15 protein-coding genes are annotated in these 14,860 nt (G+C 64.7%); 6 read left to right on the forward strand and 9 right to left on the reverse strand.

Going from position 1 to position 14,860, the window contains the following annotated elements:
* Nucleotides 1-118: 118 nt before the first annotated feature.
* On the forward strand, nt 119-457 hold the full coding sequence (locus tag ACSQ3P_RS20885; protein WP_436167404.1) for an ArsR/SmtB family transcription factor: 339 nt from the start codon (nt 119-121) through the stop codon (nt 455-457).
* On the forward strand, nt 438-992 hold the full coding sequence (locus ACSQ3P_RS20890; RefSeq protein ID WP_436167405.1) for an SRPBCC family protein: 555 nt from the start codon (nt 438-440) through the stop codon (nt 990-992). The genes ACSQ3P_RS20885 and ACSQ3P_RS20890 overlap by 20 nt, the downstream gene beginning before the upstream one ends.
* A gap of 114 nt (nt 993-1,106) precedes the next feature.
* On the opposite strand, the gene ACSQ3P_RS20895 is transcribed toward ACSQ3P_RS20890, so the two are convergent.
* Complete coding sequence (locus ACSQ3P_RS20895) at nt 1,107-1,664, reverse strand: sugar O-acetyltransferase (RefSeq protein ID WP_436167406.1); 558 nt, start codon at nt 1,662-1,664, stop codon at nt 1,107-1,109.
* 145 nt (nt 1,665-1,809) lie between these two features.
* Complete coding sequence (locus ACSQ3P_RS20900; RefSeq protein WP_436167407.1) at nt 1,810-2,373, reverse strand: TetR/AcrR family transcriptional regulator; 564 nt, start codon at nt 2,371-2,373, stop codon at nt 1,810-1,812.
* 119 nt (nt 2,374-2,492) lie between these two features.
* On the opposite strand from ACSQ3P_RS20900, the gene ACSQ3P_RS20905 reads away from it, so the two are divergent.
* On the forward strand, nt 2,493-3,149 hold the full coding sequence (locus ACSQ3P_RS20905) for a glutathione S-transferase (protein WP_436167408.1): 657 nt from the start codon (nt 2,493-2,495) through the stop codon (nt 3,147-3,149).
* Between the two features lie 308 nt (nt 3,150-3,457).
* Here ACSQ3P_RS20905 and ACSQ3P_RS20910 read toward each other — a convergent pair whose 3' ends face one another.
* The 4 genes from ACSQ3P_RS20910 to ACSQ3P_RS20925 form a co-directional block, all read right to left on the reverse strand.
* A complete protein-coding gene (locus tag ACSQ3P_RS20910) occupies nt 3,458-3,988 on the reverse strand; it encodes a winged helix DNA-binding protein (protein WP_436167409.1) in 531 nt (176 codons plus the stop codon).
* A gap of 270 nt (nt 3,989-4,258) precedes the next feature.
* Entirely contained in the window at nt 4,259-5,248 is a 990-nt protein-coding gene (locus ACSQ3P_RS20915; RefSeq protein ID WP_436167410.1) for a TRAP transporter substrate-binding protein, read from the reverse strand.
* A 39-nt stretch (nt 5,249-5,287) separates the two neighbouring features.
* On the reverse strand, nt 5,288-6,592 hold the full coding sequence (locus tag ACSQ3P_RS20920) for a TRAP transporter large permease (protein ID WP_436167411.1): 1,305 nt from the start codon (nt 6,590-6,592) through the stop codon (nt 5,288-5,290).
* A 3-nt stretch (nt 6,593-6,595) separates the two neighbouring features.
* A complete protein-coding gene (locus ACSQ3P_RS20925) occupies nt 6,596-7,144 on the reverse strand; it encodes a TRAP transporter small permease (protein WP_436167412.1) in 549 nt (182 codons plus the stop codon).
* 225 nt (nt 7,145-7,369) lie between these two features.
* On the opposite strand from ACSQ3P_RS20925, the gene ACSQ3P_RS20930 reads away from it, so the two are divergent.
* Nucleotides 7,370-10,969 carry a hydantoinase B/oxoprolinase family protein gene (locus ACSQ3P_RS20930; RefSeq protein ID WP_436167413.1) on the forward strand — a complete coding sequence of 1,200 codons (3,600 nt, stop codon included), beginning with the start codon at nt 7,370-7,372 and terminating at the stop codon, nt 10,967-10,969.
* Between the two features lie 48 nt (nt 10,970-11,017).
* Here ACSQ3P_RS20930 and ACSQ3P_RS20935 read toward each other — a convergent pair whose 3' ends face one another.
* Entirely contained in the window at nt 11,018-11,812 is a 795-nt protein-coding gene (locus ACSQ3P_RS20935; protein ID WP_436167414.1) for a class I SAM-dependent methyltransferase, read from the reverse strand.
* 113 nt (nt 11,813-11,925) lie between these two features.
* Between ACSQ3P_RS20935 and ACSQ3P_RS20940 the strand changes: the two genes are divergently transcribed.
* Nucleotides 11,926-12,621 carry an SDR family oxidoreductase gene (locus ACSQ3P_RS20940; protein WP_436167415.1) on the forward strand — a complete coding sequence of 232 codons (696 nt, stop codon included), beginning with the start codon at nt 11,926-11,928 and terminating at the stop codon, nt 12,619-12,621.
* A 19-nt stretch (nt 12,622-12,640) separates the two neighbouring features.
* Here the strand turns inward: ACSQ3P_RS20940 and ACSQ3P_RS20945 are convergent, their stop codons facing one another.
* Nucleotides 12,641-13,258 carry a LysE family translocator gene (locus tag ACSQ3P_RS20945; protein ID WP_436167416.1) on the reverse strand — a complete coding sequence of 206 codons (618 nt, stop codon included), beginning with the start codon at nt 13,256-13,258 and terminating at the stop codon, nt 12,641-12,643.
* Nucleotides 13,259-13,349: 91 nt separating this feature from the next.
* Between ACSQ3P_RS20945 and ACSQ3P_RS20950 the strand changes: the two genes are divergently transcribed.
* Entirely contained in the window at nt 13,350-13,934 is a 585-nt protein-coding gene (locus tag ACSQ3P_RS20950) for a GNAT family N-acetyltransferase (protein WP_436167417.1), read from the forward strand.
* A gap of 7 nt (nt 13,935-13,941) precedes the next feature.
* Here ACSQ3P_RS20950 and ACSQ3P_RS20955 read toward each other — a convergent pair whose 3' ends face one another.
* Nucleotides 13,942-14,799, reverse strand: coding sequence for an alpha/beta fold hydrolase (locus ACSQ3P_RS20955; RefSeq protein ID WP_436167418.1), 858 nt, complete (start codon nt 14,797-14,799; stop codon nt 13,942-13,944).
* Nucleotides 14,800-14,860: the final 61 nt, after the last annotated feature.

The raw sequence follows: 14,860 nt of genomic DNA on the forward strand, positions 1-14,860 counted from the left end.
CCGCTGCTTTGGCGCAGAGACGGGCTCAGCGCAATCCTGCGGTGCAGCATGGCGCATGCGCATTCGATGGCGATATTTTGTTATTGACTTAATTAAGTGAATAACGAATTATTGGGCCATGGATCGTTTCGCCGCCCTCGCCGAGCCGACACGCCGCAGCATCGTCGAGATGCTGGGGCAAGGTGCGCTGTCTGCAGGCGAGATCGGGGCGCGGTTCAAGGTCAGCGCACCGGCGATCTCGCAGCATCTCAAGGTGCTGAAGGAGGCCGGGCTGGTTCGGGTCGAGGTCAGCGGCCAGCGCCGCATCTACCGGCTCGATCCCGCAGGCCTCGACGAGTTCGACGCCTGGGTGCGCAAGGTCCGCGGCTTCTGGGGACCAAAGCTCGACGATCTGGAGCAAGAACTGGCGAAAGCCGAGACAACCAAGGGAGAGAGCGATGCAAATAGCGGCACATGAATATGGCGTGGTTCTGGAAAGCGGGGCGGTGCGCTTCGAGCGGCTGCTGCCGGGCCCGATCGAGCGGGTCTGGGCCTATCTGACCGAGAGCGACAAGCGCGCGACCTGGTTCTGCGGCGGCGAGGCCGAACCGCGCGATGGCGGCCATGTCGCACTGTTCTTCAAGCATTCGCAGATCACCAAGGAGACGCCGCCCGAAGGCGCCCGCAAGATGCACGACGAGGGTTCGCTGATGGGTGGCACGATCACAGCCTGGGAGCCGCCGCACCGCTTCGCCTTCAACTGGGTCGGCATGGGCGATCCCGACTCCGACGTCGAGTTCGTGCTGTCCCAGGCCGGCGACAAGGTCCGCCTCGTCCTGACCCACCGCAGACTCGCCACCAAGAGCCGGATGGCGATGGTCTCCAGCGGCTGGCACCTGCATCTCGGCCTGCTCGAGGACCAGCTCACGGGGCGGCCGCCAGGCGGATTCTGGTCGGTGCATCAGGCGCTGGAGGCAGAGTATGCGGAGCGGCAGAAGGGGGCGGAGGCGTAGGCTGCCGCCAAGTTCACAAGAGACGAGGCCGGCGAATTGCCGGGCTCGTTTCTTTTTGGGGCTCGCGAGAGACGGCTTACGACCCCTTCTTGCGGCCCCTTGCGGATTCTGGCCTCAGTCGGCGATCGAACGGATGACCCGCGCCGGATTGCCAGCGACGAGGGTATTTGGCGGAACGTCTGCGGTGACGACTGAGCCCGCCGCAACGACCGAGTTCTCGCCCACAGTAACACCGCCGATGATGGTCGCCCCGGCCGCGATCCAGACGTTCTTCTCGATCACGACAGGACTTGCGGTCACGCCATTCCGGCGTTGGGCGGGTTCGATGGGATGGCTGGATGTGATGATGCTGACGTTGGGCCCGATCATCACATCGTCGGCGATCTCTATCCCGCCGAGATCGTAGAAGGTGCAGTTCTGATTGACGAAGACGTTCCGCCCGATGCGGGTATTCGTCCCGCCCGTCGCATAGAAGGGCGGTATGAGAACGAAGCTGTCGTCCATCGGCGTTCCGACGAGATCGCTGAACAAGGCCCTGACCTGATCGGCGTCGCCATATGGCAGGCGGTTGAGGACAGAGGTAATCGTCATCGCGCGCTGGACCTCTGCCGCCATAGCGGCTGAGTCTGGCGTCTTTCTGAAAATCCTCTTGGTGTGCGCGTCATTCACCATCGTCGTTTCCTACGGACGCGGCGGCGATCCGATTCGCCGAGTGTAGTCGCGAGTGGGAACCCACGCTTCCCACTCGCGAAGCCGCTTCTCGCGAACCGGTGTCCACTTCGCTCGAAAACGCTCTAGCTATGGAAGATCGTGCCATCTACGCCGGCAGAAGCCCTGCCACGCGATAGCTGTCGATCAGCGCGTCATAGAGCGAAAGATCCGAGCGGCTTCTCGCAATCAGCTGAGCGCCGACGATTGCGGCGAAGATGGCGCGGGCCCTCCCTTCGCTCTCCTCGGATCCGACGATGGCAGCAGCCGACAGGGCCCTGCTCAACCATGCCACATTGACGTCGGCAAAGGTCCGGACCTCGTTTTTCACGGCTTCCGGAAGACCGTCATATTCGGCGGCCATGAAGCTGCAGAGGCAGATGCGGTTATCATTCTCGAGCGCCTTGCGAAAAATATCGGGATATTGACGCAGGCAGCGGAGCGGATCCGAAGTTTCGGCCAGCATGGCCTCCAGACCAGCCGCTGTGTCCTCCCAATAGCGCCGCGCTACCGCCGCGCCGAGATCGGCCTTGCTCGGGAAATGATAATGGATGCTTGCGGCTTTGATGCCCACATCTTCCGCGAGTTCACGGAAATTCAAGCCGCCGTAGCCATGCGCCTGTGCAGTCCTTCTGGCGGCCGCCAGGATGGCCTCCCGAGAGCTCGAACTCATTCCGCTACCTCACCGCTTGGGGGGCACCAACCTACCAAGTGACAGATAGGCGTTGACCGGGGAAGTGTGAAGCTCTAGGTTTTGTCTACCAAGTGGCAGGTAGACAAAAGGAAGTGGCGATGAAGATTTACGATTGGCCCACCGGGCCTTATCCCGCCCGCGTCCGTATCGCTTTGGCCGAGAAAGCCCTGCAATCGCGCGTCCGGTTCGTGTCGGTCGATCTCTGGAAAGGCAAGCACAAGACGCTCGGGTTCCTCGCCAAGAACTACTCAGGCACGTTGCCGGTGCTCGAACTCGAGGACGGGACCTTCATTGCCGAGTGCACCGCCATCACCGAATACCTTGACGCGCTTGATGGCGCTCCCACGCTCACCGGCAGAACACCGCGCGAAAAGGGCTTGATCCATATGATGAGCAAGCGCGCCGAGCTGGAGTTGCTCGACGCCATCAGTGTTTACTTCCACCACGCCACACCGGGGCTTGGACCCGATGTCGAGGTTTATCAGAACGCCGAGTGGGGATTCCGTCAGCGTGACAAAGCCCTGAAGGGCATGCGCTATTTCGATGGCATTCTGAAAACACAGCCGTTTGTCGCCGGGGAGGTTTTTTCGATGGCCGACATCACGCTCACCGGCGGCTTGATCTTCGCGGGGCTCGTGGAGCTTCCAGTGCCTGCGGAGTGCGAGGCGCTTCAAGCCTGGTACGCAAGGATGCAGGAGCGCCCCAGTGTAAAGAACCGGGTGACGATGTCAGAGCCGGCCGAGGCGTCTGTCTGAAATCGTTGTCTGAACGGGCGTATCGGCATGCAGCAGCGCCTGTGACGCCACGCGGCCCCGCGCATCTCCTTGGATACGAACAAAGGCTGATCCGAAACCCTTGCGGCGAGCTGCCGGCCGAGGTTTTCGGTGTGCGCCTGTTCCTTCCCCCCAGGCGGGGGAAGGTGGCAGCGCGAAGCGCTGACGGATGAGGGGGCGCTGTGAGCTTTCCATCTAGCCGAACACGACGCCAACCGGACGGGGCACGGCGCCCCCTCATCCGGCGCTGCGCGCCACCTTCTCCCGCCAGGGGAGAAGGGAAAGGCGCTCTACAGGCTTGCCGCTGCCCGCGCCGCCTGGTCGTAATGGCCCGAGAGCGAGCGCATCGCGGCGGCGATCTCGGAGAGGCGCGCCGGATCCAGGCCGGTGCCGAGTACCGACTTGACCAGGAGCTGCTCGCGGATCTGGGCGTAGCGCTTGCAGGCGTCCTCGCCGGCCTGGGTGACCTGGACGGTCTTTTCCTTGCCCTTGCGGCCGCTCTTCAGGAGCTTGAGGCGCTCGAGCTTCTTGAGCGAGTAATTCACCAGATGCGTGTCCTCGATATTGAGGACGAGGCAGATATCGGCGAGGCGCTTGGGCTTGGCGCGATGGTTGACGTTATGCAGCACCAGCACGTCAAGCGGCGACAGATCAGCCAGGCCGGTCGCCGCCATAGCGCGCACCATCCAGCGCTGGAAGGCGTGCGCCGTCATGTTCATGGCGAACTCGAACTCCGACAGCGCCGGCAGCGCGCCCGAGGCGAGGTGACCGGAGGAGACGATGGGTCCGAGGTCGTCGGGGGAGGGTGGTGAAGTCGACATATCGCAACCCGAATGAGGTGCGGGGAACCCTCTCCCGCATCGAAGTCGGGTCTATCCGACTTCGACACTTTGAGTGCTGAACTCGGGCAGCCCGAGTTCAGTGAGAGGGCAGGGTGAGGGGGCGGCCGTTGGATGCGCTTACTGTGACCAAATCGCTGCCATTGTGGGCGGGCGTTTGACTGGTCCAGGGGCCTACACCTCACCCCTGCCCCTCTCCTTACAGGAGAGGGGTTCTCCGTTGCGGTTCGCCTACATGGCCGGATGACGGCCTCACATCTTCTTGTAAGCGTCGACGATCGCCTGGCCATCGGTGCCGGCCTTCTTCAGCCAGTCGGCGGTTAGCGTGTCGCCAGCCTTCTTGAAGCCGGCGGCGAGTTCCGGCGAGGGTTGTTGCACCTTCATGCCCTTGGCCTTGAGCTGGTCGAGATACCAGCCGGCCTTCTCTTCCCACATCTTCCAGCCGCGGGCTTCGGCGGTGGCGGCGGCCTTGAGGATCGCATCCTGGGTCGCCTTGTCCAAGGCGGCGAAGGCGGCCTTGTTGACGAAGGTGGCGTCCTTCGGGATCCAGGCCTGGACGTCATAGAAATGCGTCAGCGACTCCCAGGCCTTGGAATCATAGCCGGTGCCGCCCGAGGACATGAAGGAATTGACGACGCCCGTCGCCAGCGCCTGGGGCAGCTCTGCCGCCTGGATCGTGACGGACTGCATGCCGAGCAGCTCGCCGAGGCGGGCTGTGCCGACATTGTAGGAGCGCCATTTCAGCCCCTTCATGTCCTCGACCGTGTTGATGTCTTTCTTGGTGTAGACGCCCTGCGGCGCCCAGGGGACCATGAACAGGAGCTTGATGCCCTGGGCGTCGAGCTTCTTCTCGACCGCAGCCTTCGAGGCTTTGTAGAGCTTCAGCGAGTCGGCAAAGCTCGTCGCCAGGAACGGTACGACGTCGATACCGAAGATCGGGTCCTCGTTCTCATGGATCGACATCAGCACCTCGCCCATCTGGGTCTGGCCGCTGGCGACGGCGCGCTTGATCTCGGGCGCCTTGAACAGCGAGGCGTTGGGGTGGACGGTGATGACGAGCTTGCCTGACGTTGCCGCCTCGACCTCCTTGGCGAACAGCGAGAGGTTCTCGCTATGGGGATTGTCGGACGGGTAGGCGCCCGGCAGGTTCCACTTGGTCTGAGCTGCGGCGGGGGCCGCGAAGGCAAGTGCGCTGACGCCGAAGGCGAAAGCTGCGGTGGTCAGGGTTCTGCGGTTGATCATGATGTCATTCCCTCTCTGTTGTTTGTTTGTGATGGCCTGTCAGTCCGGGAAGGCGAGTTTCGGCAGATAGAGCACGATCTGCGGGAAGGTCGTGATGATGATGACGGCGACGTTGAGCAGAAGGAAGAACGGAAAGGCCGCTTTCGCAATCGTCATGGTGTCCTTGCCGCTCATGTTCTGCAGCACGAACAGGTTGAAGCCGACTGGTGGGGTGATCTGCGCCATTTCAACATGGATGACGAGATAGACGCCGAACCAGACCAGGTCGAAGCCGGCTTCCTTGACCATCGGCAGGACGATCACGGCGGTAAGCACGATCATCGAGATGCCGTCGATCAGGCAGCCCAGGATGATGTACATGCAGGTCAGCGCCAGCACGAGCATGTGGGGCGAGAGCGACTGGCCCTTGACCCAGTCGGCGAGCGCCGCCGGGATACCGGTATAGGCCATTGCCGCCGTGCAGAAGGCCGCGCCTGCAAGGATCAGCATGATCATGCAGGTGAGCCGCGTTGCGCTCATGATGCTTTCGAACAGTGTCTCCCGGGTCAGCGTGCCGCTCCACCAGGCCAGGAAGAGCGCGCCAGTCACGCCCCATGCCGCACATTCGGTTGCGGTCGCGAAGCCGAGGACGAGCGACAGGAACACCGCCGCGATCAGCAGCAGGCAGGGCGCGAGCTTGGCCGATTGGCGCAGCTTGGCGACGAAAGTCATCGGAGGATCGCGCGGAGGAACCTTGTCCGGGTTCAGCCAGGACCAGATCATGACGTAGCCCATATAGAGCGCCATCACGAGCAGTCCGGGCAGGAAGCCGCCAAGGAAGACCTGCAGCACGGAGACGTTGGCGGTGACCGCATAGACCACCATCGGGATCGACGGCGGAATCAGCAGGCCGAGCGTGCCGGAGCCCGCCAGCGTGCCGATGCTGATGCTCTCGTCGTAGCCGCGTTTCTTGAGTTCGGGCAGGGCGATCTTGCCGATGGTCGCGCAGGTCGCGGCAGAGGAGCCGGAGACGGCGGCGAAGATGCCGCAACCGATGATGTTGGTGTGGATCAGACGGCCGGGGAGCCATTGCAGCCAAGGCGAGAGACCCTGGAACATCTGCTCCGACAGGCGCGTCCGGAACAGGATCTCACCCATCCAGATGAAGAGCGGCAGCGCCGCAAGCGTCCATGAGCTGGAGGCACTCCAGACGGTGGTCGCAAGCACCTGGCCGATCGGCACATCGGTGACGAGGACCATCGACAGCAATCCGACGAGACCGAGGCCGACGGCGATCCAGACGCCGCTCGCCAGAATGGCGACGAGGAAGCCGAGCAGGACGATCGAAAGAACGGGCAAAGTCATGTTTCAGACGCCCCCGCCCTGCGCGATGCGCTCGATCAATTCCTCGGTCGTTTGGGGCGGTTCGGCCTCATAGGTCGGTTTGCCTCGACGCAGAACAATCACCAGCTCGTCGACGATTGCGACGAGCAGGATAGCGAGGCCCGCGACCAGGCCCATCTGTGGAATCCAGAGCGGGACGGAGACCACGCCGGTCGACATGTCGAAATACTGCCAGGAATCATGAGCGAGTTTGCCTGCCTGGAAGGTGAAGTAACCAATGAAGAGCGTGGCGATCGTCAGCGAGAACAGCTCGGCGGCGCGCTTTGCAGGGCCATGCAGCCGCTCGAGCAGCAGCCCGACCCGGATCATCTCGCCGCGCTTGAAAGTGTGCGCCAGGCCGAGGAAGGCCATAGCCACCAGAGACCAGCCGGCGAAATCGTCGCCCGAGGGCACGTTGAAGTTGATCTCGCGGCCGACCGACAAAAGCATCATCAAGACGAAGATCGAGACGAGGAAGAAGCCCGCGGCATAGCCGGCGGCAAGATAGAGGGCATCGAGCGCACGGCGGATCATGAACGAGACCCCGTCGCAGGCGCGCGCCAAGCGCGGCCCATTGCCAGGATTGAGCCTGTCATCGCATCCTCCACTCTTAAGGCGACCGCCTGGCCCCTCAGCCATGTTCCGGTCACAATTGGGATCGTAGCCGCCGAATCCTGCTTGTCAACGTTTCATCGACAATTTATCGATGAAACGTCATCGGGCCTCTCGCCCGCTTGTTCGCGCCGAGGGAGGCTTCACATGACGACGGGTCGCTGGGACTTCTGGATCGACCGTGGCGGCACCTTCACCGATGTGATCGGCCGCGATCCCTCAGGCAAGCTTCACGCCAGGAAGCTGCTCTCGGAGAATCCGGGCGCCTATCGCGATGCGGCCGTGCAGGGCATCCGCGACCATCTTGGGCTGAAGACGGGGGAGCCGATCCCTGCCGGGCTGATCGACGAGGTGCGGATGGGCACCACGGTCGCCACCAACGCGCTGCTCGAGCGCAAGGGCGACCGCACGCTGCTGGTCATCACCAAGGGTTTCCGCGATGCGCTGCGGATTGGCTACCAGGCGCGGCCCGACATCTTCGCCAAGGAGATCATCAAGCCCGAGCAGCTCTATGACGCCGTGGCCGAGATCGACGAGCGCGTGCTGGCCGATGGCGAGGTCGAGCGCGCGCCCGACGAGGCCGCGATCCGTGCCGCGCTTCAGGCGCAGTTCGATGCCGGCTTCCGCGCCGTCGCGATCGTCTTCATGCATGCCTATCGCTATCCCGCCCATGAGCAGGTCGCGGCCCGCATCGCCCGCGAGATCGGCTTCCCGCAGGTTTCGGTGAGCCATGAGGTCTCCCCCCTGATCAAGCTGGTCGGGCGCGGCGATACGGCGGTGGTCGATGCCTATCTCTCGCCGATCCTGGGCCGCTATGTCGCGCAGGTCTCGGAGGAACTCGACATCGCCCGCACCGGCGCGCGGTTGATGTTCATGATGTCCTCGGGCGGCCTCACTGCCGCGGAGCTGTTCCAGGGCAAGGACGCAATCCTCTCCGGCCCGGCCGGTGGCGTCGTCGGCCTTGCCGAGACCGGCCGCTCGGCCGGCTTCGACAAGGTCATCGGCTTCGACATGGGCGGCACCTCGACCGATGTCGCCCATTTCGACGGCGAATATGAGCGCGCCTTCGAGACCGAGGTTGCCGGCGTGCGCATGCGCGCGCCGATGATGCTGATCCATACGGTTGCGGCCGGCGGCGGCTCGATCCTGCATTATGACGGCGCGCGTTTCCGCGTCGGGCCCGATTCCGCTGGCGCCAATCCGGGGCCGGCCGCCTATCACCGCGGCGGGCCGCTCGCGGTGACCGACGCGAATGTCATGGTCGGCAAGCTGATCCCGGCCTATTTCCCGTCGATCTTCGGCGAGAAACGCGATCAGCCGCTCGATGTCGAAACCGTCAAGGCGAAGTTCGCGGCGCTCGCGGCCGAGGTCGGCGATGGCCGCTCGCCTGAGGAGGTCGCCGACGGCTTCATCCAGATCGCGGTCGCCAACATGGCCGAGGCGATCAAGAAGATCTCCGTCCAGCGCGGCTACGACATCACCCGCTATGCGCTGAACTCCTTCGGTGGCGCCGGCGGGCAGCATGCCTGCCTGGTGGCCGATGCGCTGGGCATCAAGACCGTGCTGCTGCATCCGTTCTCCGGCCTGCTCTCCGCCTATGGCATGGGGCTCGCCGAAATCCGCTCGACGCGTACGGCGGCGCTCGATGTGCCGCTCGACGATGGGGCGAAGGCCGCCATCGCAGGGGTTGCCGACAAGCTCGCGGCCGAGACCCGCTCCGAGCTGACGGGGCAGGGCGTGCCCACTGAGGCAATCGCCATCCACACCAGAGCCCATATCCGCTATGCCGGCACCGACACGGCGATCGCCGTTGCGGCCGACACCCGCGCCGAGATGAGGCAAGCTTTCCAGCTCGCGCATAAGGCGCGCTTCGGCTTCATGGACGAGAGCAAGGCGCTGGTCGTCGAGGCGGTCGAGGTCGAGGCCGTCGGCGGCGGGGCGAAGTTCGAGGAGGCGTCGTCGCCCGAGAGCGCCGGCGAGCCGGCGGCAGCCGAGTGCACTCGCCTCTTCTCGAAGGGGCAGTGGCATGAGGCGGCGATCGTGCGCCGTGAGGCGATGTCGCCCGGTCAGCAGATTGCGGGGCCGGCCATCATCATCGAGCCGAACCAGACCGTCGTGGTCGAGGCGGGCTGGTCGGCCAAGCTCACGGCCAAGGACCATCTCGTGCTGGTGCGCTCGAAGGCGCTGGTCCAGAACGCCGCGATCGGCACCAGGGCCGACCCGGTGATGCTGGAGATCTTCAACAACCTGTTCATGTCGATCGCCGAGCAGATGGGCGTGACGCTGCAGAACACGGCCTATTCCGTGAACATCAAGGAACGGCTCGACTTCTCCTGCGCCGTCTTCGACACCACCGCCTCTCTCGTCGCCAATGCGCCTCACATGCCGGTGCATCTCGGTTCGATGGACAAGTCGGTCGAGACCGTCATCAAGAACAACCCGGTGATCAAGCCGGGCGACGTCTATTGCCTGAACGCGCCTTACAACGGCGGAACGCATCTGCCCGACATCACCGTCTGCACGCCGGTCTTCGACGAGGCGGAGCAGGAGATCCTGTTCTGGGTGGCGAGCCGCGGCCATCATGCCGATGTCGGCGGCGTGGCGCCTGGTTCGATGTCGCCGCTGGCGACGCATATCGAGGAGGAGGGCGTCTATATCGACAATTTCAAGATCGTCGATCAGGGCCGCTTCTGCGAGGATGATCTCGTCAAGCTCCTGACCGGCGCGCGCTACCCCGTCCGCAACGTCGTCCAGAACGTCAACGATCTGAAGGCCCAGATCGCGGCCAATGAGAAGGGCGTGGCGGAGCTCAGGAAGATGATCGCTTCCTTCGGGCTCGACGTGGTCCAGGCCTATATGGGCCATGTCCAGGACAATGCGGCCGAGAGCGTGGCGCGGCTTTTGACCAAGCTCCACGACGCCGAGTTCACCTATCCGATGGACCAGGGCTGCGCGATCAAGGTCAAGGTCACGATCGATCGCGAAAAGCGCGAGGCGACGGTCGACTTCACCGGCACCTCGGAGCAGCGCGGCGACAATTTCAACGCGCCGGCGCCGGTGACGCGCGCTGCCGTGCTCTATGTCTTCCGCGTCATGGTCGACGACGCGATCCCGATGAATGCCGGCTGCCTCAGGCCGATCAGGATCATCATCCCGGAGGGGTCGATGCTCTCGCCGCGTTATCCGGCCGCCGTGGTGGCGGGCAATGTCGAGGTCAGCCAGGCGGTGACGAACACATTGTTCGGGGCGCTGGAGGCGATGTCGGCCTCGCAGGGCACGATGAACAACCTCACTTTCGGCAATGACGAGTACCAGTATTACGAGACGATCTGCTCGGGCTCGCCTGCTGGCCCAGGTTTCAACGGCACCTCGGGCGTGCATGTCCATATGACGAACTCGCGCCTGACCGATCCGGAAATCCTGGAGACGCGCTTCCCGGTCGTGCTGGAGGATTTCCACATCCGCGCCGGCTCCGGCGGCAAGGGGCAGTGGAGCGCCGGCGACGGCACCAGCCGCACCATCCGCTTCCGCAAGACCATGGACTGCGCCATCCTCGCCTCGCATCGCAAGGTCCGCCCCTTCGGCGTGAAAGGTGGTGAGGCCGGGCAATTGGGCAAGACGACGGTGCGCAGGCTGTCGGGCGCGGTCGAGGAGCTGAAGCCCTCCGACCAGACGCTGCTGCAGGCCGGCGAGGCGGTGACGGTGATCACGCCGACCGCCGGGGGATATGGCACGCCGAAGGGGTGAGGCATTGCCCGCGTCTTGCCGTGCCGGGGGACGATGCGTTGCGCCTGCTCATGGGTGGGCTGGAGTCGTGCCTTTCACGGCATTGGCCCGCGCGACATAGGAGACCTGACCGTCGTGCCCGGCGGTCAGGCGCGCCTTGACCCGCTCCTTCAGGAGCGCGACATCGTCGGGCGCCATTGCGGCGATCGCGCCACTGATCGCCGAGCTGAGCAGGCAGATCCTCCAGAACTCGTTGAAATCGGCAAAGTCGCGTTGCACTACGATCTCGCGCGTCTCGACATTGATCAGGCCGGCTTCCATCCAGAGCTGCGCCAGGGCGTCGATCCGCGCGATGTCGGCTTGCGGCGGACGCAGCGGCTCGATCCCGAAGGCCCTCATCTCCGCCTGGATCGGCTCGAGCGGGAAGCCGCCGCCGGGAATGTCCCAGGCATAAGCCGCGACCAGCCCGCCGGGGCTTACGACCCGGACCATTTCCGCGACGCCTTTGGCCGGGTCGGGAACGAAGAAGATCACCAGCGCCATGATGGCGGCATCGAAATCCCCGGTCGGAAACGGCAGCGCCATGGCGTCGCCAAGCGTAAACTCCGCCAGAGCGGCGACGGGCCGCGTATGCGCGAAAGCCAGCTGCCCGGGCGATGGATCGATGCCTTTCAGCACGGCGGGCGCGCAGCGATCGAAGATCAGCTGGGTCGAAGCGCCGTTACCGCAACCCACATCGACCCAGCGCAGGCCCTGGGCCGGGCCGAGCCAATCGAGGAAGACGTCGCCGGCGAGCCGGCTCCATTTGCCCATCATCTGCTCGTAGGCAGCTCCGTCATCGAAGCGAATCTGCTGTTGGGTCATTGGGTCATCCTCTCACCTGCGATGGGCAGCGAACCATCAGACTGGAAAGAAGCGGCAGCAAGGCTACAGTCCCTGACAGCCTCTAACTGCAGAGACCACCACGGAGACACCCGATGCCGCAGACTTGGATGATCACTGGCGCCAATCGCGGCATCGGCCTTGCCATCACGATGGAATTGCTGCGCCGTGGCGACCATGTCGTGGCGGCGGCGCGCAATCCCTGGGGCGGGGCGCTGGCGGAACTCGCGGCCGAGCACACATCGACGCTGATCCCGCTCGAGCTCGACGTCACCTCCAACGAGAGCGTTGCAGCGGCGAAGGCCGCGCTCGGCGACCAGCCACTCGATGTGCTGGTGAACAATGCCGGCCTCTATGGTCCGCGTGACAAGCAGACCGGGCTGAGCGTCGATTTCGACGCCTGGCGCGAGGTCTTCGAGGTCAATGTCTATGCGCCCTTGCGGGTGGCGCAGGCCTTCCTGCCCAATGTCGAAGCCGGGGCCGGCCGCAAGATCGCGACCATTTCGAGCCGCATGGGCTCGATCGGCAGCAATCCGTCGGGCTCGCTGATCTATCGCTCCTCAAAGACGGCGGTGAACATGGCCATGGTCGTGTTCGGCAACGCCATCCGCGAGCGCGATGTCAGCGTGCTCCTGTTCCACCCGGGCTGGGTCCAGACCGATATGGGCGGCGGCGCGGCCGACATCACGCCGGCTGAAAGCGCCTCCAGCCTGATCCGCACGATCGATGCCTCGGGCATGGCCGAGACCAACAGCTTCCGGAACTGGACGGGCGAGGCGATTCCCTGGTGAGGGTGCCGCTCGCCGCCGCTCAGCTCGCGCGCGACGAGGCGAGCCAGAGGCCGCCACCGATCAGGAAACCGCCGCTGACCTTGGACAGCAGCCGGATGCGCTTCTGCGAGAGCAGGCGTCCGGCCCGGCTGGAGAGCAGGGCGTAGGCGCTGTCGCTGATCGCGGCGAAGAGCATGGCGGTTGCGCCCATGATCGCGATCTGGGTGAGATGGTCGCGAGCCGGGTCGAGGAACTGCGGGAAGAAGGCGCCGAAGAAAAGCAGCGTCTTCGGGTTGCTGAGCGCGACCAGCACGCCCTGCAGGAAAAAGCCGCCGCGAGGGGCGCGTGCCGGCTCTGTGCCGTCCTCACTGCCGCCGGCCGCGCGGAACATCTTCCAACCGAGCCAGATCAGATAGGCCGCGCCGGCAAGGCGCAGCCAATCGAACCAATGGCCCATCGCCGCGATGACCGAGCTCAGGCCGATGCCGACGATGCCGATCATGATCGCGAGGCCGGCTTGCGTTCCCGCCACATTCTGGAGCCCGGCGCGGGTACCGTGCTTGAGGCTGTTGGCGATGATCAGCGTGACGGTCGGGCCGGGCACGATGATGATGACGAGACAGGCAACGAGATAGGCGGCGTAGAGTTCGAGCGACATGGCGGGCGGTCTCCGATGGGACCGGCTCTTGCTCTGCCGCCCCGTCATGCGAGTCTAGCTTTGCGATGTGCAGGAGGGAAGGGAGGTTGGAATGGGTGAGCCCGGTTTCAAAGTCGTTCCGTTGACGCCGGAGCGCTGGCCCGATCTCGAAGATCTCTTCGGTCCCAAGGGGCCCTGCTATGGCTGCTGGTGCAATCATTTCCGCATGCCGCAGAAGCAGCGCATGCCCCTGCTCGGCGAGGGCGCGCGGCTGCTGTTCGAGGAGCGGGTGCGAAAGGGGCCGCCGCCTGGCGTCCTCGCTTTCGAGGGCGACATGGCTGTCGGCTGGCTGCAGGTCGGCCCGCGCGCCCATATTCCCGAATGGAACAACCCGCGCCGGGCCTCGACGCCGCTGGCGGACGCGCCAGCCGAGGATGAGCGCAACTGGGCAGCCTCCTGCTTTTTCGTGCGCAAGGGCTTTCGCGGCAAGGGCGTGACCGCCGACCTGCTCGACGGAGCGATCAGCTTCGCGCGTGACAGCGGCGCGCGGCTGCTCGAGGCCGCACCAATGGATCACGAATTCAAGCGCAGCAGCGAAGGGCTTTATGTCGGAGCCGAACGCGTCTTCCTGCGGGCGGGCTTCAGCGAGGTCGCGCGGCAGAAGGAAGGCCGGCCGCTGATGCGCCTGGTCCTATGACGCCTTCTCAGGCGCCGGCGAGAATGAAGTTCCGCAGCACGGCGAGGGCCCGTTCGGGATCGTCTGGGACGATGCCATGGCCGCAGCCCGCGAAACGCTCGAAACGGAGATGTTCGGGTGGAAGGCTGGCCGCGATCGTTTCGCTGAAGGCGATCGGCATGATCGGATCGTCTTCTCCGCCCATGACCAGGACCGGGGAATTCAGATCGGCCAGCGCCGCGCGAAAATCAAAGCGCCCCTGTTCGTTGTTCGCGCCGTTGAACCAGATACCCGTTTCGTTTCGGGAGATGAGCCGTGGCACCCACTCGGCGGGCCCACGCGCCCGGGGGGTGTAGAGCGGCAGGCAGATCTCGGTATAGGGCGCGCGGGTTTCTGGCGACGGAGCCGACCAATAGTCCTGCGCGGCTCGGCTGGCTCTGGGACCGCCGATCCGCTCGAAAGCTGCGTAGATAGCCGAAAAATCGACTTTCGCGGCTGTCGAGATCAGGATCAGCTTGGCGGGGTGCTCCAGATGCCGCGTGGCGTAGGACTGGGCCACGAAGCCGCCGAACGAGGTGCCGAGCACGATGGGCTTTTCGATGCCGAGCGCATCGCAGAGGCCTTTCACGTCATCGCCCCATTGCGCGAGCGTCCAGCTTTCGCGCGGACCGTCCTCGCTGCGTCCGCAGCCGCGATGGTCGTAATAGACGATCTGCGCGATGTCGCTCAGCGCGGAGAAGGCGGGCTTATAGAGGCTGTGATCCGCGCCGGGGCCGCCATGCAGCAGGATCAGCGTCGGCTTTGGCCGCATGCGCGGGCCGTCGGGCACCAGACCCGCCCCCTCGACGTCGACATAGAGCCTGATGCCATTGACCCTAACGAACATGGCCGCGCTCCCTTGCCTCGGGCGATGGAGCGACGATAGTCACGCCCTGGATTCGCTCAAG

Origin of the sequence: Allobosea sp. LjRoot9, assembly GCF_964252745.1 — a bacterium.
Taxonomy (GTDB): Bacteria; Pseudomonadota; Alphaproteobacteria; order Rhizobiales; family Beijerinckiaceae; genus Allobosea.